This is a genomic window from Listeria tempestatis (assembly GCF_963575625.1).
GTDB lineage: Bacteria > Bacillota > Bacilli > Lactobacillales > Listeriaceae > Listeria > Listeria tempestatis.
The window spans coordinates 60,056-83,701 of the sequence record NZ_CAUYTK010000001.1 but is presented as its reverse complement, the minus strand read 5'-3'; the positions used below and the strand labels follow the sequence as shown (position 1 = coordinate 83,701).

26 protein-coding genes are annotated in these 23,646 nt (G+C 36.1%); 6 read left to right on the top strand and 20 right to left on the bottom strand.

Translation table 11 applies throughout. The features are described from left to right. Positions 1–6: 6 nt before the first annotated feature. The 12 genes from R8923_RS00500 to iolG (R8923_RS00445) form a co-directional block, all read right to left on the bottom strand. Positions 7–306, bottom strand: coding sequence for a YlxQ family RNA-binding protein (locus R8923_RS00500; RefSeq protein WP_485870802.1), 300 nt, complete (start codon positions 304–306; stop codon positions 7–9). Continuing rightward, positions 299–583, bottom strand: coding sequence for an RNase P modulator RnpM (gene rnpM / locus R8923_RS00495; RefSeq protein ID WP_485870801.1), 285 nt, complete (start codon positions 581–583; stop codon positions 299–301). The genes R8923_RS00500 and rnpM overlap by 8 nt, the downstream gene beginning before the upstream one ends. A gap of 14 nt (positions 584–597) precedes the next feature. After that, entirely contained in the window at positions 598–1,704 is a 1,107-nt protein-coding gene (nusA, locus tag R8923_RS00490) for a transcription termination factor NusA (protein ID WP_485870800.1), read from the bottom strand. Positions 1,705–1,728: 24 nt separating this feature from the next. Then, positions 1,729–2,196 (bottom strand): ribosome maturation factor RimP, encoded by a 468-nt coding sequence (gene rimP / locus R8923_RS00485; RefSeq protein WP_485870799.1) that lies wholly within the window; start codon positions 2,194–2,196, stop codon positions 1,729–1,731. 130 nt (positions 2,197–2,326) lie between these two features. After that, positions 2,327–3,142 (bottom strand): TIGR04086 family membrane protein, encoded by an 816-nt coding sequence (locus tag R8923_RS00480; protein ID WP_485870798.1) that lies wholly within the window; start codon positions 3,140–3,142, stop codon positions 2,327–2,329. Between the two features lie 13 nt (positions 3,143–3,155). Next, a complete protein-coding gene (locus R8923_RS00475; RefSeq protein WP_485870797.1) occupies positions 3,156–4,283 on the bottom strand; it encodes a hypothetical protein in 1,128 nt (375 codons plus the stop codon). 1 nt (position 4,284) lies between these two features. Further along, positions 4,285–4,569 (bottom strand): hypothetical protein, encoded by a 285-nt coding sequence (locus tag R8923_RS00470; RefSeq protein ID WP_485870796.1) that lies wholly within the window; start codon positions 4,567–4,569, stop codon positions 4,285–4,287. A 13-nt stretch (positions 4,570–4,582) separates the two neighbouring features. Next, complete coding sequence (locus tag R8923_RS00465; protein ID WP_485870795.1) at positions 4,583–4,879, bottom strand: hypothetical protein; 297 nt, start codon at positions 4,877–4,879, stop codon at positions 4,583–4,585. Between the two features lie 21 nt (positions 4,880–4,900). Next, positions 4,901–5,323: a hypothetical protein gene (locus tag R8923_RS00460; RefSeq protein ID WP_485870794.1), complete on the bottom strand. Its 423-nt coding sequence runs from the start codon at positions 5,321–5,323 to the stop codon at positions 4,901–4,903. Between the two features lie 152 nt (positions 5,324–5,475). Further along, positions 5,476–6,246: an alpha/beta hydrolase gene (locus R8923_RS00455; protein WP_485870793.1), complete on the bottom strand. Its 771-nt coding sequence runs from the start codon at positions 6,244–6,246 to the stop codon at positions 5,476–5,478. A gap of 254 nt (positions 6,247–6,500) precedes the next feature. Further along, on the bottom strand, positions 6,501–7,916 hold the full coding sequence (locus R8923_RS00450) for a sugar porter family MFS transporter (protein ID WP_485870792.1): 1,416 nt from the start codon (positions 7,914–7,916) through the stop codon (positions 6,501–6,503). Continuing rightward, positions 7,913–8,947: an inositol 2-dehydrogenase gene (gene iolG, locus R8923_RS00445; RefSeq protein ID WP_485870791.1), complete on the bottom strand. Its 1,035-nt coding sequence runs from the start codon at positions 8,945–8,947 to the stop codon at positions 7,913–7,915. Before iolG (R8923_RS00445) ends, R8923_RS00450 begins: the two co-directional genes overlap by 4 nt. Positions 8,948–9,170: 223 nt before the next feature. On the opposite strand from iolG (R8923_RS00445), the gene iolE reads away from it, so the two are divergent. Further along, positions 9,171–10,070: a myo-inosose-2 dehydratase gene (iolE, locus tag R8923_RS00440; RefSeq protein WP_485870790.1), complete on the top strand. Its 900-nt coding sequence runs from the start codon at positions 9,171–9,173 to the stop codon at positions 10,068–10,070. 36 nt (positions 10,071–10,106) lie between these two features. Here iolE and fba read toward each other — a convergent pair whose 3' ends face one another. From fba to iolA, 5 genes are read right to left on the bottom strand one after another with little or no spacing between them, the layout of a single operon-like run. Then, complete coding sequence (gene fba, locus R8923_RS00435) at positions 10,107–10,961, bottom strand: class II fructose-1,6-bisphosphate aldolase (RefSeq protein ID WP_485870789.1); 855 nt, start codon at positions 10,959–10,961, stop codon at positions 10,107–10,109. 15 nt (positions 10,962–10,976) lie between these two features. Further along, positions 10,977–12,893: a 3D-(3,5/4)-trihydroxycyclohexane-1,2-dione acylhydrolase (decyclizing) gene (gene iolD, locus R8923_RS00430; protein ID WP_485870788.1), complete on the bottom strand. Its 1,917-nt coding sequence runs from the start codon at positions 12,891–12,893 to the stop codon at positions 10,977–10,979. Between the two features lie 19 nt (positions 12,894–12,912). Continuing rightward, entirely contained in the window at positions 12,913–13,890 is a 978-nt protein-coding gene (iolC, locus tag R8923_RS00425) for a 5-dehydro-2-deoxygluconokinase (RefSeq protein WP_485870787.1), read from the bottom strand. 12 nt (positions 13,891–13,902) lie between these two features. Then, complete coding sequence (gene iolB / locus R8923_RS00420; RefSeq protein ID WP_485870786.1) at positions 13,903–14,724, bottom strand: 5-deoxy-glucuronate isomerase; 822 nt, start codon at positions 14,722–14,724, stop codon at positions 13,903–13,905. Positions 14,725–14,739: 15 nt separating this feature from the next. Beyond that, positions 14,740–16,206 (bottom strand): methylmalonate-semialdehyde dehydrogenase, encoded by a 1,467-nt coding sequence (gene iolA, locus R8923_RS00415; protein ID WP_485870785.1) that lies wholly within the window; start codon positions 16,204–16,206, stop codon positions 14,740–14,742. 272 nt (positions 16,207–16,478) lie between these two features. On the opposite strand from iolA, the gene R8923_RS00410 reads away from it, so the two are divergent. After that, positions 16,479–17,249, top strand: a complete 771-nt coding sequence (locus R8923_RS00410; protein WP_485870784.1) for a DeoR/GlpR family DNA-binding transcription regulator — start codon at positions 16,479–16,481, stop codon at positions 17,247–17,249. Positions 17,250–17,264: 15 nt separating this feature from the next. Then, a complete protein-coding gene (locus R8923_RS00405) occupies positions 17,265–17,654 on the top strand; it encodes a tautomerase family protein (protein WP_485870783.1) in 390 nt (129 codons plus the stop codon). Between the two features lie 63 nt (positions 17,655–17,717). On the opposite strand, the gene R8923_RS00400 is transcribed toward R8923_RS00405, so the two are convergent. Together R8923_RS00400 and R8923_RS00395 are read right to left on the bottom strand one after the other, a co-directional pair. Then, a complete protein-coding gene (locus R8923_RS00400) occupies positions 17,718–18,626 on the bottom strand; it encodes an AEC family transporter (protein ID WP_485870782.1) in 909 nt (302 codons plus the stop codon). Between the two features lie 60 nt (positions 18,627–18,686). Further along, positions 18,687–19,532, bottom strand: a complete 846-nt coding sequence (locus R8923_RS00395) for a sugar phosphate isomerase/epimerase family protein (RefSeq protein WP_485870781.1) — start codon at positions 19,530–19,532, stop codon at positions 18,687–18,689. Positions 19,533–19,739: 207 nt separating this feature from the next. Here R8923_RS00395 and R8923_RS00390 point away from each other — a divergent pair, with 207 nt between their 5' ends. The 3 genes from R8923_RS00390 (at position 19,740) to R8923_RS00380 (ending at position 22,680) form a co-directional block, all read left to right on the top strand. After that, a complete protein-coding gene (locus R8923_RS00390) occupies positions 19,740–20,609 on the top strand; it encodes a helix-turn-helix domain-containing protein (RefSeq protein WP_485870780.1) in 870 nt (289 codons plus the stop codon). Between the two features lie 179 nt (positions 20,610–20,788). Then, positions 20,789–21,799, top strand: coding sequence for a bifunctional inositol 2-dehydrogenase/D-chiro-inositol 1-dehydrogenase (iolG, locus tag R8923_RS00385; RefSeq protein WP_485870779.1), 1,011 nt, complete (start codon positions 20,789–20,791; stop codon positions 21,797–21,799). 14 nt (positions 21,800–21,813) lie between these two features. Continuing rightward, entirely contained in the window at positions 21,814–22,680 is an 867-nt protein-coding gene (locus tag R8923_RS00380; RefSeq protein WP_485870778.1) for a sugar phosphate isomerase/epimerase family protein, read from the top strand. 40 nt (positions 22,681–22,720) lie between these two features. Here R8923_RS00380 and R8923_RS00375 read toward each other — a convergent pair whose 3' ends face one another. Then, on the bottom strand, positions 22,721–23,548 hold the full coding sequence (locus tag R8923_RS00375; protein ID WP_485870777.1) for an SMI1/KNR4 family protein: 828 nt from the start codon (positions 23,546–23,548) through the stop codon (positions 22,721–22,723). Positions 23,549–23,646: the final 98 nt, after the last annotated feature.

Sequence of the window (23,646 nt, the reverse complement as noted above, 5' to 3'; positions counted from 1 at the left end):
AGGTAATCAACCGAGGAGTTCTTTTAGTTTTTTTGCAAATCCAGCATCCAGTACTGCAATAATTGCTCGCGACTCTTTTCCAATGGCACCTCCTAATTCATCTCGTGTGCCAACTTGTCTAACAGTCACTTCGTAGTACTCACATTTATCATGGATTTTTTTCGCCGTTCTTTCTGAAATATCTTCAGCGATAATGACTAATTTTGCCTTTCCGCTTCGAACTGCTTTTAAAACTAATTCTTCTCCGGTCGTTAATTTTTTCGCACGATTCATAAGTCCGAGAAGTGCAAGTGCCTTATCATTCATGATTTGCATCCTCTGCCGCTTTTAAGTATGAAATAAGTTCATCATAAAAGCTTTCCTGCTCATCTATTTTAAGACCTCTAAAAAGCGCATTTTTTTGCTTTGCCTTCTTTGCAACTGTTACATCCTTTTTAATATAAAAACCACGTCCAGGTGCTTTTCCAGTAGGATCAATCGTTAGCGTTCCTTCTTTCGAGTACGCGATTCTAAGGAGCTCACCTTTTGGCAAACGCTCCCCTGTAACCATACATTTCCTAAGTGGAATTTTTTTGTTACGCATTTTGGTTTCTCCTTTTATTCTTCATCGTCAGAAACTGGTGATTCTTCTTCCAAGATTGGTGTACCTTCGCGAGGGTAGATACCCATTTCACGCGCGACAGTTTCACTCTTAATATCGATTTTCCAGCCAGTTAATTTTGCAGCAAGACGTGCGTTTTGACCACGTTTCCCAATAGCAAGTGAAAGTTGATAGTCAGGCACGACAACCGTTGTTGCTTGTTCTTCCTCGTCCACAATAACATCCAACACTTTTGAAGGACTAAGGGCGCTTGCAACAAAAGTGAACGGATCATCTGACCATTCGACAATATCAATTTTCTCGCCTTTGAGTTCATTTACAATGGTCTGTACACGTGCCCCTTTAGGTCCCACACATGCACCAACAGGATCTACTTCTGGATTTGATGTATATACCGAAATTTTTGAACGATCGCCCGCTTCACGTGCAACAGATTTAATTTCTACAATACCGTCATAAATCTCAGGAACTTCCATCTCAAAAAGACGTTTTAATAGTCCTGGATGTGTTCTTGAAACAAAAATTTGCGGACCTTTTGTTGTTTTTTCAACTTTAGTTAAATAAACTTTAATACGGTCATGTGCACGGTACGTTTCATTTGGCATTTGCTCATTTTGAGATAAAATCGCTTCAATTTTACCTAAGTTCACATAAATAAAGCGTGAATCTTGGCGTTCGACAATCCCCGTCATAATATCATCTTCGCGGTCAATAAATTCATCATAGATAATGCCACGTTCAGCTTCGCGAACTCGTTGTGTCACCACTTGTTTTGCCGTTTGTGCTGCAATTCGGCCAAAATCTTTTGGCGTAACTTCAAGCTCCACAACATCCCCTGTTTTATAAACTGGATTTAAATTGTGTGCTTCTTCAAGTGAAATTTCAAGACGTGAATCAAATACTTGATCTACAACATCTTTTCTAGCGAAAACGCGAATTGATCCATTTTCTAAGTTTAGTTCCACCCGAACATTTTGGGCTTGGTTAAAGTTTCGTTTATAGGCGGATACAAGGGCAGCTTCAATTGCCTCCACAATGACATCACGCGAAATTCCTTTATCATGTTCTAAAACATGAAGAGCATCTAGTAGTTCTGAGCTCATTTTTTGCTCACTCCTTATTTAATTTTAAAATTTAATCGCAAGTCTTGCTTTTGCAACTTTGTTTTTTGGAATCACACATGTAATTTGGCGTGTTTTATCCATAATCTCAACAGTTAATGCATTTCCATCGTATGCAGTTAGTGTGCCTTCCCACATTTTACGACCTTCAATTTGCTCATAAGAGGTCACATGTACATATGCTCCTATAGCATTTTCAAAATCAGCTTCTTTTTTTAGAGGGCGTTCAGCACCTGGTGATGATACTTCTAAAAAGTAGTTTTCAGAAATCGGATCAGCTGCATCTAGCTTCTCACTAACCCGTTCACTAATCAAAGCGCAATCATCAATATCAATGCCACCTTCTTTATCAGCAAAGATACGTAGGAACCAGTTTTTCCCTTCTTTTTCAAAAGCTAAATCGACAAGTTCAAAGCCGAGCTCTTCCGTAATAGGCTTTACGATGGACTCTACTTGGTCTAGGACTTTACTCATTTCAGCCTCCTTCTAGATTCTCGCTCGCTTGCTTTTCGCAAAACGAAAGAGTGGGCAAATGCCCACTCTTAGCTGAGTTATCGTAGTATTTCATAAGTAATCATATCACAAACGGCTCAATTACGCAAATTTACGGCTTTTTCTCAGTTAATTCGATTGTTAACTGTTTATTAGTCATTTCTTGTTGAATCAAGTTATTTAAATAAACCGGATCAATTTCAGATGTGTTGTTATCACCTGGATAGTAAATTCCTTTTAGAGAAATATGGTAATCAAAGAAATCCATGTATTCATAGTAATCAAAGTTTTCCATCTTTCTCCCAGAATAAAACTTTTTTTCGTCTTGCGTTGAAACATTTTGTTTTTCTCCTTTTAAACGAATACCATAATCATTTGACTCATTATATAATTCATAACCATAGTCTTCTGATACACGATAACTTTGACTATCCCAATAAAATTTATATCCATGTTCATTCAAATAGCTTTCAATTTGCTTGAAGTCATTACCTGCATTTTTTGAGTATAAAAAGTCGGAAAGAACAAAAGCAAGATAGTGCGGATAAATATGATTACGAAGAGCTTTTATTCCTCTTTCCTCACGCACTTCACCTATTAGTGCATCGTTTGAAAAACTCCATTTTTTGTTGTATTGATCAAATGTTAGAAACATAATTGGTGAGTTTTTATTGTCTTTCTCAATACTATAGTAACTTTGACTATCGCGGAAATGGAAAGTTTCATTAAAATATGTAAAATAATGATTTATAACTTCTTTTTTCTGCATTTTATTTTCATATGAAACAAAACTAATCGTGGCAAAAACTATCAAAAAAAGTATACCAGAAAATAAAACCCATTTTTTCTTCTGCCTGCTTTTAATAAAAATCATGCCAAGTATACATATAAAAATGATGACCATGATAGCTAGGAATAAGATTTTCATTACACCACTCCAATCATTGATAACCTATTATATCAGCAACTACAGGTAAGCTGTCCAAATAAAATTGCCTTCCCCAAGAAGAAATTATAAATTGTCCTTTACTCTCATCAAAACCGACAATTGTTACTGTATGCCAACCGACATCGCCATACTCACTTCCATCTTTATTTATCAATGTCATTTTATTAAAATAGCAAGACATCAAGACTGTTTCACCTTTATTCAGACGTTCTCTAATTTCATCTTCTGAATAAATACTCTCCACGCTGCTTGATATGGATACACCGTGATCTTCACAATATTTGTTAATATTTGATTGTAAATCACCGGCTAGGACGCCTGGATGAGGAAAGTAAAATTCATTGGAAGTAAAAGGTAAGTCACGTAAATCGTTTTCATTATGATAAAAATCAATTAAAATTTCATCAAAATTCACATCTCCCTGTTCATCATAATAAGGAATACCAAATTTTTCCTCAAACTCATCTTCACGTCCTTTAAATTTATTTAAAATCACATTAACAGCTGATGCATAACCACATCCCTCATAATTTAAATTGTTAACATACTCAGTAATTTCTTCATCCGTCATATACCTTCCAATTCTGTTAATAATCATCTGTCTGAAAAATTCCTTTTCTTCCGATGAAGTATACTTCAAACTATCCCAAGTTTTCTTAGGTCCACCTTGATTAGCACCAAAATCGCCATTCTCATTAAAAACTTCTTTCTTTGTTTTTGAACTAAAAATCAAATTTATATCGGCTGTGAATTTTTTAAATGATTCAGAATCAACACTCATAACTGACGGAGTAATTAATAACGCGACCTCATGTAACTTTTTATTAAAATTCATCACTTCATCTCTCGTACCAATTAGTTTTCTTTCATAGTATTCATCCACTGTCTTAACACTCATTTGAATATTTTCAAACTCTATCCTACCAACATCATGTTTGTCAATTACAGCTTTATGATACTCATTTAAGTTAGATCTACTTTGATCTATTTCAGGAATTGAAATTGTCCAGTCTCCAATCCAGTCAAAAAAACCTAGTTGACCATCATCTTCAATCTCATTAACGATACTTTCAATATTCTCAATACTTTCTTCAGAAAAATCATGAATTTTATCAGCCACGTTAATGTACCCCTTCCATCATTCTCCCCAAAATTTCTGCACTCTTTTCATCAACATCTATCATTGAATCCTTTGCATTCTCAAGGAAAGTTATTGTGTTTTGAATCAATAAATTAAGGTTTTCCTCTAAGCCCGTATACTCTCTCAAAATAGTTTCTATTTGTTCCGCAGTTTTCCCTTTATTTGCATTCATCATGCAAGAAGTAACTATTTTTTCTTGTAGCAAATTATTTAATACCGTTATTTCTGCAGTTAAAACTTCTGGATTGATATTTATTTCTTCCACCAATTTCCCCCCCTTAAAAAAGCTCTTTATCCGCTGCATCAATGTCAGCAACAAAACTATTTATTTCATTTTTAGCTTCTTCACTCATTTGATTAAGCATAGTTTTTAAATTTTTACATTCACCGCTAAATATTTCTAAATTATTTGCCACTTTACCAGATTTCACAGCTCCATCTAATATTCTATCTAAAGAAGCTATATAATTTTCCAACTTCACTTCAAAAGCTTCTGCGTAGCTCATGTATGTCTCGCCGATTTGTTTACAATTATCTTCGTTTACGATAATATCGTAGCCAATTTTACTCCCCATCTAGATGTCCTCCTCAAAAATCTAATTACTCATTTGGTTTCGCTTGTAGTATAAATCGTTAATTGAAGTATCGGTAATTCCAATTTGCGTCCAGATGAAAGCGATTTCATTTTGAACTCTTTCAATTTCAAAATCAATTTTTTCAATCCCTCTGTTAATTGAATGTTCTGTATCAATTGCTTTTTGCCCATGAAGTAGATTTAACATATTTAAAGATTGGCTCCCTGAAAATTTTATCTTACTTGAGGAATTGTAAAGATTTTGATACTGTTTTTTCCTTCTGTATTGAAATTCATTTAACTTGTTTTGCGTTTCAATTTGCTTCTGTCTCCCAAAATTCAGCTCTTCTAACTCTTTCTTTTTTTCAAGTAATTGCATCTCTAAATCTCTATTTTTTTCTTCTCTTACCCTTATTTGACGTGACAACTCAATAAATTCATCCATCTCTCCCTCTCCTTTTTTAGTTTTATTTTAACAATTATTGCACAAAAATTCAAATTTCAAGAAAATTGTTGCATTATATAAAAAACACCATTAACAATTTATTTTCATAAATTATCAATGGTGTTTTATTTCTATCATAAAAGAAAATTAATTTACTCGAAGAAAAACCGCAACGCCTTCTGAATTTGCACATCCCAATAATCCCATGTATGGCTACCTGGACCTTCCTCGTATGTTAGCTGTAAGTTCGTCTCCGCCGTGATAAACTTGTGGAAGTTTTGATTATGCACATATAAAAAATCCTCTGTCCCGCACGCCTGATACAGTCTAGGCGCATCTTCTGACACATTTTTCGCAAGCGCAAACAGATCGTTTTCACTTCCAGCAAAATCCGCCGCCGTCCCAAACGTATTATTTTTCTCACGAGCCGCATCTCCTGAAACCTCTTTTAAGTAACTTTCCATGTCTAAAGCACCAGAAAAACTAGCTGCTGCAGCGTACCGCTCCGGAAAAAGGAGTGCTAATTTCATGGCCCCATAACCGCCCATTGATAGCCCCGCAACAAACGTTTCATTTCGCTCTCTACTAATTGGAAAGTAATGTTGCGCTAAACTTGGTATTTCATTCGCAATATAGTCGAAATACTTCTCGCCAGTTTTCGTATTCGTATAAAATCCGCGATACCCATTCGGCATGACAACCACAATACCAAGTTCAGCCACATAGCGCTCAAGCGCCGTCCGACGTGTCCACGTACTATCATCATCAGAAAGCCCATGTAATAAATACAAAACAGGATAAGTTTCCTGTTTTTTTGCTCCTGCCATACCAATTCGATTTTCTCCAACCTCAGGAAGGAGTACTGTCATCGATGTTGAAATGCCAAGAACCTCTGAAAAAAATTCACATTTTACTTTTGCCATTTAAGTCACCTCTTTAATTAGTATAAAACCATATCATTCAGTTGTTAAATAGGCTTCACGACATTTACTAGCTAAAAAATAGCACGTTTTAAAACAATTATGTATTCGGTTACAAAACATAATACAACCTAACTAATTTTTACACTAACGCCCTCGCCTTACAATTATTTTAAAATAATAGCCGCTATAAATAAAGTAAAATCAAAAATCAGACTAAATAAAGAGATACCGCGAGGCATCTCTTTATTATATAACTATTCTAGTTCATCTTTTACAAGATTTTCTTTGAACTTATCACCAAATTTAAAATCAAGTTCAATTTCTTCCAGCGTTTTCCCACGTGTTTCAGGCGCATATTTATAGGTGAAAATATAAGATAAAATATTAAAAATCGTGAAAATAAGGAACGTATAGGCAAGGCCAACTGCAGCAAGTAAAATAGGGAATACTAGTGCTACAAGGCAGTTTGCTATCCAAAGGAAGAAAGTTGAAATTCCCATCCCAAGCCCTCTCACTTTTTGCGGGAAAATCTCAGAAAGTAAAAGCCATGTAATCGGACCAATACAACCTTGGAAGAAGCCAATAAAAAGAACAGTTAGGATAATAACTAAATAAGGTAAGAAGGCGGCAGTTGGAAAGGCAAATTGCGCCACTGTAATGAGTAACATACAAAGCGTTGTACATGTAATCCCCGTTAAAATCAGTTTTCTTCTATCTACCTTATGCATAATGCTAATCCCAATAATAACGGCCAAGACGGAAACAAAGCCATTCGCCACGTTAGCAATAAGCGCAGCGCTTGAAGCAAAGCCAGATTCTTGTAAAATCGTAGTACCATAATACATCATGATGTTAATCCCAATTAATTGCTGCGTTACGCCAAGTCCAATACCAATCAAAACAATCCGCCGAATCCACGGGGTTTTTAAATCAGCAAAAGTAGCTTTTGGCGCCTGCTTTTCACGTTTTAGTGAAATATCAATGACATTTAATTCCTCATTAGCAGCCTCCTTTGTCCTAATTTTCATAAGAGAGGCAAGTGCTTTTTCTTTTGTTTTATTTAAATAAAGCCAGCGTGGTGACTCCGGAACGCGAATAATCCCAAAAAACAAAATGAGCGCAGGAATAACCGCCACAGCTAACATATAGCGCCAAATATGTGAATTATCAGCAAACGTTGTGCCAAGAACAGCGTTAATTAAAAATGCGATAAACTGGCCTGCTACAATCATTAATTCATTTTGTGTGACAATTCGTCCTCTTGTTTCTGCCGTCGAAATTTCTGCTAGAAACGTTGGAACAATAACTGATGCCCCGCCAACTGCTAAACCAAGTAAAAGTCGCGCCATAATCATTAAAGGAACATTCGGTGCAATCGCACATCCTATAGAACCTAAGAAAAATACAATGGCTAGATAAAAAATAACTCTTTTGCGACCAAAGCTATCGGATAGCTTCCCTCCAATTAAAGCGCCAAACGCCGCACCAAATGTGACTGAACTTGTAACTAATCCTTCTGTTACGGGTGACAAATCTAGCTCAGATGGTAGACGCATAAATTCAAGAGCCCCGTTCATGACTCCAGTGTTATACCCAAACAAAAGTCCCCCAAAAGTTGAAATAAGTGCAAAAATAGCTAAATTTCTTTTTGATCGCGCGTCTAAATTCATTTTGTTTCATCCTCCAATGCCACAAGTTTTCCTGTTTCAAATGATTTTGTGCAGGCAAGGGCAACTTTTGTTGATTCAAGTCCGTCTTTCGCTCTAACACTTGAAACTTGTTTCTCTATGATACATTTAGCAAATTCCTTTAATTCGCTAATGAAAGCTTGTTTAAAGCGCTCCGGGAAATGTTCTGAACAGGGACGCCGCACTCCTTTTTCATCAAAAATAGTCACTAAGTTCTTCTCAGGTTCTTGAGCAACGCGGAGCATTCCTTTTGTGCCAATGATTTCAGTCTCCACGTGATAACCATGGGCCGCATTTCGTCCTGAGACTAGAATTGCAATCGCATCATTAGAAAGTTTCATAAGCGCAGCACCTGTTTCTGTATCCCCATATTCTGCAAGTTCTTTATAAGCGAAGTTGTTCCCAATCGCATACACTTCTTTTACTTCCTGCCCTGTAAACCATCGAACTAAATCAATATCATGAATTGCCATGTCGATAAATAATCCTCCACTGTGGCTGTTTTTCGCAAATTGAACAAAACTAGGGAGCCCCGAACTTGGATCGATTCCGTAGCAACGAACAAGTGTAATTTCACCAATATCCCCACGGTCAACCAGTTCTTTAGCGTATCGATAGGATTCATCAAATCGGCGCATAAATCCAAGCATAAATACCTGCTCTTTTCTTTTTTCTATAAACTCTTCAACTTGTTCAATTTCTTTCACATCTAATCCTATCGGCTTTTCACAAAAAACATGTTTTCCTTTTTTAAAGGCATACTCAATTTGTTTCGTATGTAAACTTGAGGGTGAAACAATGATAACAGCTTCAATATCTGCTTGATCAATCATTTCTTCAAAACTTTCATATAGTTTTTCCACCCCTAAATTTAAAGATGCGTATTGTAATTCCTCCTCCACAACACTACAGGCCGCAATAAGATCTAGCTGATTTACATAATTTACGATATTCGTTGCGTGAACTTTCCCGAGACGTCCTAAACCAACAATACCTGTTTTTATTTTTCTCATCTCGATTCCTCCTTTTTTGTAAGCGCATTCTTAACAATTTCTATTATAATAAATGTTGGTCACTTTTACAATACTTTTTGTTAACTTTTGATTAAATTTAACCAAAAGTTACTTGATTTAATTTTTATTTTCAGCTAAAATAAGAGAATAAGCTAGAATAAATATTAACAAAAGTATCTAATTCGCAATGATACCAAAATATTATCAAAAAGGAGTGCTACACATGGCGACGGAAGTAACAGATATTCATATTGGGATTGCTCCAATCGGATGGCGGAATGATGATATTCCAGAAATCGGCAAGGAAAATACATATAAACAGATTTTAAGCGATGCTGTACTTGCTGGTTTTGAAGGAACAGAAGTTGGTGGATGCTACCCTACTGACGCAAAAGAACTAAATAAAGAATTGAGTCTTCGAAACACACGTTTAATTGGTCAGTGGTTTAGCGGTTATATTATTCGCGACGGTGTCCAAAAAGCGGCGGATGAGTTTCATAAACATTGTGCCTTTTTGAAAGCGGTTAACGCAGATATTGCCGTTTATTCTGAACAAACTTATAGCATCCAAGGTACAGAAAAATGCGTCTATACAGAAAAACCTTCCTTTACAGATGAGGAATGGGCTAATTTAGCAGAAGGGCTGAATATTTTAGGCGAAATTGCTAGTAGCTACGATTTAAAATTAGCATTTCATCATCATATGGGGACAGGTGTGCAAACAAAAGAAGAAGTTGATCGCTTGATGCAAACAACTGATCCCACAAAAGTCCATTTACTTTACGATACAGGGCATATTTTTGTATCCGATAATGATGCGACCGCCCTTTTATATGAACACTTTAATCGCATTGCTCATGTTCACTTTAAAGATGTTCGAACAGATAAATTAATCACTTGCAAGCAAGAACACAAATCATTCTTAGATTCCTTCTTGCATGGTCTTTTTACCGTGCCAGGCGACGGTGTTATTGATTACGCGCCTATTTATGATTACCTAATTGCTCATCATTATAAAGGTTGGATTGTCATTGAAGCTGAGCAAGACCCAAAAATCGCCAACCCTTTGGAATATGCTTTAAAAGGAAAAAATTATATGGACACTTTACGTCATTATGAATAACTAAAAAACGTGCCACCTGGCACGTTTTTTGTCGCACTAAATTCGATTAACTGAATCAAATTCCCGCATCTTTTCTTCTACAACATTTTGAATGGCAACCATGCTTGGCAAAAGTAAAGCGCGTGGTTCAAATACATCTGGATTTTCAAGCAAAGTTTCTTGCAGTGTTTCGCGAAATGCAAGGTTACATTCCGTATTAATATTAATTTTAGCATGCCCAAATTGAATTGCTTTTTTAAGCTGATTGGAAGGAATTCCTGATGCGCCGTGCAAAACTAACGGAATTTGAATGGCCTCTGAAATAGCATTCATTTCGGGGAAACCGAGAACCGGCTCCCCTTGATATTTACCGTGCACCGAACCAAGCGCCGCCGCAAGTGCGTCCACATTTGCCTCTTTAACAAGTCTTTTACATTCTTCCAAATCAGCATACTTAATGCCACCAATTAGTCCGTCTTCCATCCCACCTACAGAACCAACTTCTGCTTCCACGGAAACAAATTTCTTGTGTGCATAATCCGTCACTTTTCTCGTATTTAAAATGTTTTCTGTAATGGGTAAACTAGATCCATCATACATTACTGAACTAAATCCTGCATCAATGGCATTTATACAGCGTTCGACTGTTTGCCCGTGATCAAGATGAAGGACAACTGGAACGGTTATCTTCATTTCTTCCATTAAAGAATGTACCATTTGCACAATGGTTTTAAAGCCGCCTAGATAGTCAACAATTCGGTCACTGGAAGCTAGAATAACTGGAGATTTCAAACGTTCAGCAGTACTTAAAATGGCTTGTGCCCATAGAAGACCGTTTAAATTAAATTGCCCAACGGCATAGCCATCTTTTTTAGCTTGTTTTAATAAATATGTCATGGATACAAAAGCCATCAAATTCCCCCTTTTTTAATACAAGCGGGCATTTTTGAGCATATCTTGTTTTGCAGCGTATGCATTCCGAATACTTTCTTTTCCGGAAACTTCTGAAACCCCTACATTCCACCAGCCCAAATAGCCATCTGACATTGTTTTTGGCAATACTTTCATTTCAATTAGCGTTGTTCTCGTTTGTTTTTTTGCATCGAGAAGTGCTTTTGTAAGTTCTTCCTTATTGTTCGCCCGATATACCTTTGCGCCGTAGCCCTCTGCTATTTTGGCATAGTCGACATTCAAAATCTGGTCGTTTTTATCCCGAAATTCACAGTAAAAGCTCTTACTTCCGTTCTCCATTTGCAAGTTATTAATACAGCCAAATCCAGAGTTATCAAACAACATAATGTTAATTTTGTGCCCATACTGCAATGAAGTCAAAAGTTCAGAATGTAGCATATTGAAGCTTCCATCTCCCACCATGGAATAAACTTCTTTTTCCGGTTCAGCCATTTTGGCCCCTAGCGCACCATTAATTTCGTACCCCATACAAGAGTAGCCGTACTCTAGATGATACGTATTAGGTACAAGAGGGTTCCAAAGCCTGTGCAAATCACCAGGAAGTGACCCCGCAGAAGTAAGAGCGATACTATCCTTATCTACCACTTCATTAATTGTTAGAAGCGCCTCTGTTTGCGTAAACTCTGTGTTTAAAGCATCCGCATACTCGTTTAAAATTTCATTACCAAATTGATTTTTAATTTCTGGTTCAAAATTTTCGCGTGTAAACTTCGTGTTTGAAAGGCGATTACGCTCTTTATTCCACTCTGCTTTTACCGCTTCAATTTCATCGCCATAGGTCGCTTTATAATCACCTAATCGCATCTTTAACGCTTGTAACGTCACTTTAGCATCACCTACAACTTGAAATGCATCAAATTTATATGTTTGTGGGCGACTTACATTGATATTCAAAAATTTAGTTTGTTCATAATTAAAAGCCGTTTTGGAACTAGTTGTGAAATCTGTATAACGTGTACCGATTCCAATAACAAGATCTGCCGAACGAACTATTTTATTTGCTGCAAGTGTGCCTAGAATACCGCTTCCACCTAAATTATTAGGAAAATCACTTTCAACTGTCGATTTACCCGCATGTGTTTCAACAATTGGAATTTGATGTTTTTCAGAAATAGCTATCAATTCTTCTCTAGCACCTGAATAACGTGCGCCACCTCCAACAATCATAACTGGACGTTTACTCGCACGAATAGCTTCTTCCGCCCCTTTTAATTCTCGTTCTGTTGGCATTCTTCTATTCACATAGTGAATTCTTTGTTTGAAAAATTCAACTGGATAATCATATGCTTCTCCTTCTGTATCTTGAGCAATACAAATTGTTGCTGGACCAGCTGTCGCAGGATCTGTCATCACTTCAAATGCCCGAATTAAAGCGCTCATTAATTGCTCTGGCCTCTCTACTCTATCCCAGTAGCGCGATACGGCACGCAGTGCATCATTTGTCGTGACATCAGCACTATACTCATGTTCAAGCTGTTGGAGTACTGGATCAGGTTGACGAGTAGCAAATGTATCTGCTGGTAAAAATAAAACTGGAATATTATTCGCAAGTGCCGTTCCAGCAGCTGCTACAAAATTCGCACTGCCAGGCCCAGCTGAAGCTGTACAAGCGAAGATCTTTTTTCGATTATTTTGTTTCGCAAAACCAATCGCTGCATGCCCCATTCCTTGCTCATTTTTTCCTTGATAAATTTTCAAATGACCTTGATGTTCTTCAAGTGCTTGCCCAATTCCTACTACATTCCCGTGACCAAAAATTGCAAAAACACCTTCTACAAAGGGCATAACTTCACCATCAAATTCAATATATTGTTGGTTTAAAAATTTCACTAGCGCCTGCGCTGTTGTTAAGCGCACTTTTTCTAAAGTCACACGCGAAACCTCCTGACTATTATTTTTGCGCTTCAATTAGCGTCTCAATTTCGTTTGCAGTAGGCATAGCATCCGAAGAACTATGTTTACTAATTACAATCGATGCAGAAGCGCTACCATAACGAAGCGCAGTCTCAATACTTTTATTTGTAAATAAAGCATATAGAAAAGCAGAAGCATAAGAATCGCCAGCTCCAAAAGTTTTTAGCACCTTCGTTTGATAAACCCCCGCTTGAAACGTTTCGCCTTGTTTCGTATAAGCAAAGGAGCCTTCTACACCGTGTTTAATAACAATAAGCTTGGCGTTATGTTGAAATAGATGAGAAATTGTTTCTGCGTTTTCACCGCCTACTTTCCCTTCCATCATATCATATTCATCACGTGTTCCGATGATAATATCGGCTTGTTCTGCAACAAGCGAATAATAAACAGCCGTTTCTTCTTCAGACACCCATGTATATGGTCGATAATCAAGCTCAAAGGCTACAAGACAATCATGTTTACGCGCTAATTGGATAGCTTTTAAGATTGCTTCTCGCGATGGACTTTTTGCTAGAGCCGTCCCGGAGACAAGAAGCATTTTAGCATCGCCAATATAAGCTTCATCTAATTCATCCTGTTCTAAATATAAATCAGCCACCTGATCACGATACATTAAAATACTACATTCTTCAGGACTTTTAATTTCAGTAAATGCTAAGCCCGCTTTATGCCCTTCCTTATCAATCACCATTCCCGAGGTATTTACCCCTACTCCAGTCATATATTCTTGAATAAATCTACCGTGTTGATCATCTGGAATTTTCCCAATAAATCCTGCTTTTAATCCTAATTTTGAGGCTCCAATAGCAATATTCGCTGGGCTACCACCTACATATTTTGAAAACGTCATCGTTTCTTCCATAGGACGATTGTATTCTACTGCGTTTAGATCAATGCACGCTCGCCCGATAGCTATAAGATCAAATTTACGATTTTGATGTTTATTTAAGTCCATTTTCATTCTCCTTTATTCACGATTTAAAATCCAAGCATGAGCTGGGTCGTTGTGGAATTTCCAAATTCGCGTGGGACCTGCCATAACATTCAAATAGTAGGAAGTATATCCATCCGGTACACCTACTGGGTGATAACCTGCTGGAACAAGAACCACATCTTGATTTAAAACGGTCATCGTCTCATCAATTGCAAGGTCATCTGTATAAACCCGCTGAAATACAAAACCTTGACTCGGATTCATTTCATGATAATAACTTTCTTCTAAAAAAGATTCATCTGGTAAATTATCTTGGTCATGTTTGTGCGGTGGATAACTCGAAAAATTACCACCTTCTGTAAAGACCTCTACAACTAAAACAGAATCCGCAATGGGCGAATCATCTGGCAAAATATTATGCACACGTCGCTTATTTTGGTACTTCCCGCGATCCTCAATAGAATTATCACTTGCTTTAATAAAATGAGTAGGTAAACTTTTTTCTGTCGGGGCATAGCAAAGCGCCACTTTTGCTCTATCTGTTATCCCTATAATTTTCAATTTTCCACCGTTTCCTACATAAACACTATCTGTAGGAATTTTTTCAAAAACTGAATGGCGCGTACCTATTTCATTAAAAGTCTCGGAATCCGTTTGAATTGTTATTTTACCAGTAAGTGCAACAGCACAAACTTCTTTTTGCACGATCTCTTCGGAATAAACTGCGCCTTTTTCAAGCTCTATCATTCTGAAAGCTACATAGCTAAGCGCTGAGTTTTCCTTTTGAACATCATGAACAAGTGTAACACCTTTATCTAAATGTTCTTTTTTTGGTTTTCGTAATAGTTTACTCACTCGACTCTCTCCTTTTTATTCTGCATATCCTTTTTGAACGTACCTAGCCGTTACGACCTTTTTATGCGTAAAGAAATCAATGCTATCTTTTCCATTTGCATGTAGTGTACCATAAAATGAAGATTTCCAGCCTGAGAACGGGAAGAAAGCCATCGGTGCTGGTACGCCTAAATTAATACCTAACATACCTGCGTCAATATTTTCTCTAAAATAACGAATCGCTTTAGCGCTATCTGTAAATAGACACGCTCCATTTGCAAATTCTGATTCATTAGCAATTTTTACTGCTTCTTGTAAATTTTTCACACGAATAATGGACAATACTGGCGCAAAAATTTCATCTTTCCAAATTGTCATGTCTGTCGTTACTTCTTCAAAAATAGTTGGTCCAACAAAGAAACCTGTAGAAAAGCTATTTTCTCGACCATCAAGAGTTAACTTGGCCCCTTCTTCTACCCCTTTTTCAATGTAAGAAAGCGTCCGTTTTTTATTTTCTTCACGAATCACTGGTCCTAAGAAAACACCGTCATCTAAACCATTCCCCATTTTAATTTCTTTTGCCTTTGCTTTTAAAGCCGCAACAAATTCATCATAAATACCATCTTCCACAGTTGCCACTGCACATGCCATGCAACGTTCGCCAGCCGAACCAAATGCAGCTGAAATCACATTTGTAACCGTATCCGAAATATCGGCATCATTTAAAACGATAGTATGATTTTTCGCCCCCGTTAATGCTTGAACACGTTTTAAATTTGCGCTTCCTGTTTTATAAACATATTCCCCAACAGGTTTTGATCCGACAAATGAAACAGCTTTAATAGTATCATTTTCTAAAATACCATTCACCACGTCATGTGCTCCGTAGATGATATTTAAAACGCCGTCTGGTAACCCAGCTTGTGTAAATAAATCAGCTAGTTTTTCCATAAGAAGTGGTGTTCGCTCTGATGGTTTTAAGATAAAACTATTACCTAGCGCAATAGCTGCCGGGAACATCCAGCAAGGCACCATCATAGGAAAATTAAACGGGGCAATTCCCCCGCAAACACCAATTGGATAGCGATAATTGGCTGCTTCTACATCTGTTGCAATTGTTGCAAGTGAATCGCCCATCATCAAAGTAGGTGCCCCAGCTGCAAATTCAACATTTTCAATCCCACGGCCGACTTCGCCTAATGCCTCAGATAAATTTTTTCCATTTTCTATTGTAATTAACTTTGCAAGCTCATTTTTATTTTCTTGAAGTAGTTGCTGAAAATTAAATAAGATTCTTGCTCGTCTTGGTACCGCAACTTGGCTCCATTTTTTGAAGGCTAATTCAGCCACTTTTGCCGCTTCATCTAACTCTTCTCGTGTAGAAATAGGAACTTGGCAAATAATTTCTCCAGTCGCCGGGTTTATCACATCTTCAAAATGATTTGTTCGACTTTCTACCCATTTCCCACCAATAAAATTCTTTATCTTTCTGACTTCTGACATAAAAACATGCCTCCATTTCGATTAACTTATCCAAAAATTGACCACAAGTGTCATGTTTTGATTATATCAATAATAATAGTTGATTATGTTTATATAGTCAACCCTTTTACAATTTTTATCAGCTATTATTTCAATATACAATCAAATAAGTTATTAAAATTATGATAAAAACCATCAAACTTACCCAAAAAAGTTATATGTTGATTAATTTTTGATAATATGATATAAGTGTATAGTATAGAAGTTCAAGAAAAAATAAGAAGGTGACGTGAGTGAAGGTCAAACGAATACAAGCTATTGAAGATTATATTCATGCACAAGGAACAGTTAGTCTTGATGATTTATGTGATTATTTCGGTGTTTCCAAAAATACAATCCGCCGAGACATTAATAAAATCGCTGAAAAAAACACAATAAAAAAAGTATATGGCGGCGTTGTCTCCTTACAAGAAAACATAAATGAATTGCTTCCATTTGAGAATCGTGATATTACAAATCATGATGAAAAGAAAAAAATTGGTCAAGCTGCTGCTCAATTTATTGAAGATAACGATTTAATTTTTGTTGATTCTGGAACAACTACACGTTATCTTGTTAACTACATCCCAAGTGATAAAAACGTTACGATTATTACAAATAATCTGGATACCATTAATTTAGCAGCTGACATGGAAAATATTAATATTTTTGTAATCGGTACAACTTTTAAGCGGAAGACAAAATCATTTGTTGGTATTGAAAATTGGTCTTTTTTTCAAAAATATAATGTAACAAAAGCATTTATGGCAGCGACAGCTTTTTCTGCTTCACACGGCGTTATGAATTCCGATATTTTAGAGTATGAAGTGAAAAAACGAATGGTTGAGAAAGCGGAGAAAAAAATTCTTATGGTTGATCATACAAAAGCGGATAAGTCTGCCCTTCTCACTTATAGTTCATTGGCAGATTTTGATGTCCTTATTACATCAAAAGAGATTCCTTCTGTTTATGATAAATATTGTCGGGAAAATAAAATTGATTTAATTTATAGTTCTGAAGAATGAAAGGGGTTTTTCTAAATGCCACTTCTTACTATTGATGTTATTAAAGGGCGTTCAAATGATGAATTAAAGTTACTGCTTGATACAATTCACTCAGCTGTTGTGGATGCCTTTCAAGTGCCTGAACGAGACCGTTATCAAATTGTGCATCAACATGATCCAAATGAAATGGTCATTCTAGACACTGGTTTAGGCTTTCACCGTTCAAACGAAGTAGTTGTTATTCGTATGATTAGTAAGCATCGTACATCCGAACAAAAAGAAATGTTTTATGCACTCACCGCAGATCGATTAGAGCATCGTTTAAAGTTAGCGTCAAATGATTTAATGATTTCGATTGTAGAAAATGATGATGCAGATTGGTCTTTTGGCTACGGGCGGGCGCAATTTGTCACAGGTGAATTATAAAACTACTCAAAATGAAATAGAACTACTGCAAATGAAAGAAAAACAGAGCAATTCTGTTTTTTTTTATACAAAAAATAAGAGTAACGGTAGTGTCACTAAACTAATTATCGTGGAAATCGCGATATATTGTGATACTTTGGCGCCTTTTTGTGCATATTGTTCGGCAAATACAGCATTTAATGCACCTGTCGGCATGCCTGAAACGAGGACCATAACACCTAAAATGAGGGAATCTTGAATACCTAATTTTAGTAAAGGAATCATGCAGAGTGGTAGAATAAGAAGTCTCAAAAACGAAAATTGTAGATTATCTTTGTTTTTTATAATTGTTTTTAAACTTACACTAGCGAATAAAGCGCCATTTAATATCATCGCGAGGGGGACTGTCATGGTCCCTATAACCTCTATAAAGTTTTTAATAGGTGTCGGAAAACGTATATTTAACACGAAAAATAAAAATCCCATACATGCTGCAATTAAGGCGGGAGTTTGAATCATTTTCCGCCATTCGATTTGTTTTTGACCGGAAAAAATCATAATTCCAACTGTAAATAGAAAAAGATTCGCCACTGTGTTGTAAACAACTAAAACAATTAGTCCTTTTGCTCCAAAAAGTTCGGAAACAATTGGCATACCAATAAATAAAATATTAGAAAAAGTAAAACACCCCATCCACAACCTTCTCGAAATCCCTTTTTTATTAAAAAGAAAGGTGTAAAAAAGGGCAAATAGCATGGTGAGTAAGATAACTATCAAAGAAACAGCAAAACTTTTTCCAATAAGCACTATGATTTCTATTGAATAAGGTGTCTCAAAACTGTTTAAAATAGCACAGGGCAAGGCGATGTTAGTTAGAAACCAGCTTATAAAACCCTTTACTTCTGTTGTAAATGGGAGTTTATGCATCATGATGGCTCCAATTAGCATATAAAAAAGCAATAAAATTGTTTGATTAAAAACCGTTATGACCATGTCTGCTCCTTCAATTAAACAAGAGAAAGCCGAATCGAATGAACAGACTCGGCTCTTTTTTTATATAAAATATTTTTGAATCACTTCTTCTGTCGTTTCTTTTGCTTTTCGTATTACTTCTTCTGGTTTCATTTGATAGTATTCAGGACGGAAAAGCTCGACAGAAGCAACAAAATCATAATTTAAATCTTTCAAAAGTTGTAGATGTCTCTCTAAATCAATGACCCCATGCCCTGGCCAAATACGGTCGGTATCACGCATTTGTCCCGTAGGATAATCGTCTACATCATTTATATGAAAAATAAAAATCTTATCTGCCATATGTTCTTCTACATCGGAAAAACTGGATTCCATCCCCGTAAATTGAAAAGTATCATAAACAAGTCCCACATTATCACGATTTACCTGCTCTACAATTTGATATGCATGCTTAAATGTATGAATTGTATTTTCTGGAATACCAATGAATTCAAGCGCGATTTTAACACCATATGGTTTGGCCAAATCAGCAAATTCACGTAAAACACGTACCGCACTTTCATTGATTTCAGCTACCTTTGTCTTTCCTTTTTCAGTAACATCAATATTGGAAGGAACAGCACAAATATACTCGCAATCAAGCTTTTGACAAATATCTAAGTATTCCTTAAACTCGGAAAAGACCTCCTTCTCATCCTCTTTTGTTCGATTGTTAAAAAAACATATTGCATTTAAAGACAGCGGTTTAATTTTATGTGTGTCAAAATAGTGCTTTAAATCATCTAATGTATGCGTCTTTAAGTAATCTTTTAATTGATCAATTGTCCGAATCTCAATATAGTCATATCCATATTTCTCACAGTACTCAAGATTCTGCTCCAGTGTCGCACTTTCAAATGTCGTCCCTTCATTAAATGCTATTTTCATAATGTCCTCCTTGAATGAATTCAAGCCAAAAATTAACCAAATCTATCATTCTGTATCCGTTTTCATTTTAAAACAGTTTATGAGACTTTCCACTATAAAAAATTGCCTTATAATTATATAAATGTGCGTTTTTATCATATTTTGAGTCATTTTCTTGTCAGATTAATAAAAATTGGTTACATTTGAAACAACAAAAGTGTAAATGAGGTGACCAAGTTGAACCCCTATATTCCTAAAATTGAACCAGGCATTCTTTCCAAGCGAGGTATCTATTTTTCTGAAACAACGGATTTAGCCAAAAAACTTTATTTTTATGTTTTTTGGTGCGGTGAATATTTTGTAGATGCCCCCTATTCGATTAACCGTAATTACATGGATTCCTTTATTGTCTTTTGGATAAAAACAGGAAAGATGCAATTTACTTACCGTGGCAAATCATTCCAAGCCCCCGAAAACTCCATTGTTTTACTAGATTGCAAAGAACAAAATCAATATTTTGTTCAAGAAAAAACAAATTTCCAATTTATTCATTTTAATGGTGAACAAGTGCCTGCTTTTTATGAAACACTGACTGAAAAAAATAATTTTATTCATCAATTGCCCAAAGAAAAAAATACAATTCCAGCTATTATTGAACTTCTTGAAAATAAATCTTCAAACGATCTCGAAATTTCTTTAAAACTGTATCAATTGCTTGGTTCACTCGTTGAAAAAAATCATCTTGGTACATTGCGCCATTTTGCAACAAGTAAGTATCCCATTTCGATTAAACGGGCTATCACTTATATAAACGAACATTACAGAGAAAAAATTAGCGTAGCTTCACTAGGCCAAATTTCAAATTTAAGTCCCTACTATTTTTCACGTCTTTTTAAAAAACATACGGGAAGCTCACCACATCAATACCTACTTCAACTTCGTCTGCACCAAGCTAAAAATTTATTAGCACAAACAGAATGGCCTATTGAAGAAATCAGTGATTACTGCGGTTTTTATAATGTAGCACATTTCATTAGGTTGTTTTCACGATCAAACGGTGGCTTAACACCAGGAAAATTTCGTAAATCTCATTTTTAATCCAAAAATTCTACTTGACGAAAATAAAAAGTTCAATTATGATGAAAATATAACCAAAATTATCAATAGTTAACCAAAACTTATTAAACTAGCCTATCATGTATAGGCTACAAACTTGCCAAAAAGAGTAAGCGCTTTCTATCTTTCGTATCCTATTTAATAATCAAGGAGGAATTCTCATGACATTAAAAATCGGAGTTGTAGGAACTGGAGCCATTGGACGAGAACATATTGATAGAGTTACAAATAAATTAGCTGGTGCAGAAATTGTAGCTTTGACGGATGTATTTTTAGATGCATGTAAACAAGTCAACGAACAATTTGATTTAAATGCAACTATTTACCAAACTGATACAGAGTTAATTGCTTCCGACGTAGATGCAGTTTTTGTGACAAGTTTTGGTGGGGCTCATGCTGAAACTGTTGTCCAAGCCGTAGAAGCTGGAAAATTTGTTTTTTGTGAAAAACCGCTTGCGACAACTGCTGAGGATTGTAACCGAATTATTGAAGCTGAAATGAAGCATGGTTCAAGACTTGTTCAAGTCGGTTTTATGCGTCGCTATGATGCTGGTTATAAACAACTAAAACAAGCTATGGAAAATCACTTGATTGGCTCACCACTCATGCTGAAATGTGCCCATCGTAATCCATCTGTAGCAGAAAATTATACAACAGACATGGCTGTAACTGATACCTTAATTCATGAAATTGATTGCCTGCACTGGTTGCTTGAAGATGACTATAAAAATGTTCAAGCCTACTTCCCAAGACAAACCAGTCGTGCTAGAGACGACTTACAAGACCCACAAATTTTTATATTAGAAACAAAAAAAGGTGTTGTCATTTCAGTTGAAGTCTTCGTAAATTGTGTTTATGGCTATGATATTCAATGTGAAATTATTGGTGAAGAAGGAATCATTAAATTACCTGAAGTCCCTAGCATCACGGTAAGAAAAGAAGAGCAATTAAGTCAAGCTATTTTAAATGATTGGAAAGATCGTTTTGTTGCAGCTTATGATGTTGAAATTCAGGATTTCATCGATTGTGTACGTAAAAACAAACAATTGACTGGTCCCTCCTCATGGGATGGGTATATTGCTTCTGTTACAGCAGATGCATGCGTAAAAGCTCAAACTTCTGGACAAAAAGAGCCAATTATTTTACAAGATAAACCCGCTTTTTATGTTTAAAAGGAGGAATATGAATGAAACTAGCTTATGATCCATCTCATTTCCGAGACAATACAAATTTAAAAGATACCGTAGACCATGTTGCCCGCCTAGGTTATGAATATTTAGAGCTTTCACCTCGTAAGGACTTCATTTGGTTCTATGAATATCCAAAAGTTGATAAACAATTAATTGCCGACTTAAAAAAATACTGCCGAGATACGGGTGTTAAAATTTCGTCTGTTTTACCCGTACAACAATGGTCATCACCAAATGAAGAAGAACGTCTTGCAGCTGTTAGAAATTGGAAACGTTGCATTGAAATCACATCTGAACTTGGTGTAGATTTAATGAACACGGAATTCAGTGGCGATAAGAGTCAGCCAGTTCAAAGTGAAGCTGCCTTCTTACGTTCGATGGATGAATTAATTCCTTTATTTGAAAAAGAAGGGATTAAACTTAATTTACAAGCACATCCTAATGACTTTATCGAAACAAATATTGAGGCCGTTCGTATGATTCGTGCATTAGACAAAGAATGGATTAAACTTGTCTACTCGGTAGCTCACGCATTCTATTATGATGATGGGATTGGGGACGTCGAAACACAGCTTGAAGATGCAAAAGATATTTTAACACACGTTTTATTTGCGGATACGCTTAATCATAAAGCGGGATTTGGTTTGCGCTACATAATTAATCCGCCAGACGCTAACGTGACGATTCATCAACATTTAAATATCGGGGAAGGGGAAGTCAATTTCACCGCCTTATTTAAAAAGTTAAAAGAAATAAAATTTGACGGGATTGCAACAAACTCAGTCTTCGCATACCCAGACCGTCCAGACTGGTCTAATGACATCACTCTTTCTGCTATGAAAAAAGGACTTGGAATAAAATAAAAAGAACCCGGAAATTTAGCATATACTAAATTTCCGGGTTTTAAAATTCATTATGATAAAGTCCCATAATAAATTGTTCAAAATTTTGAGCTAAAAACGTAATTTTATAATCCGCTTCTTGATCAATATGAACAACGCTAGGCTCACCATCAGGACCACATTCTCGGTAATCAAGAAAAATCATATCGTGCCCAGCTGAAGGACAATCACAAATACTTACACCAATTTTAGGATAGCCCCACTCCGATTCCCAAAACTCGCTAGAAAACTTGCCACATAACGAACAATCTGCCAGTCTACCTAACCCCATAATGCCGGTAATCGCAGTGGAATCTTCCGCCCAAGAAGTCACTTCATTTGTAGGGAAAGATTCTTTAAACGGTATTCCACCATTTTGTGCATGGCGCATAAGGTAAATATATGAAGCTGGCAACTTATACCTTAACTCCGTCTCAACTTCTTGAATGATTTCATCAGTCGGATAGACATCTAAATACTCATCCTTACCATAGCTATTATTAAAAAATGTCTTCAAATCTAACCCCTCAAAAAAGTTACCCTCTTCTTCAAAATATCGGCTAAAAATTTGCTGTAATTCATTCGCTTTTTGCATTTCAACATTCAGACTATCATCTAAAGAACCGTGTTCAAGCTGAAAGACTTCCGCTAAATTGTTTGCCATTTCATAAAATCTCTCTCCACGCCTGTAAGAAAGATCCGCTAAAACGACTGTTGCCCTAATAAATACCTCTATGTTAGCTTCATTTCTTGCAACCGGAATAATTTGATTTAGCGTTTTAATCGCTTCTAGTTCCTTTTCTTTATCTAAATAATATAGTGCCTTACGAAATTGTTTTGAGGTATCCATATGTTTCCTCCTTCAAAACTACCTTTACTGAATAAAAGCCGCTTTTTGACTGATGACAATTGTTGATATTCTAGGCATCACCGAGTAGGCAAACTTTA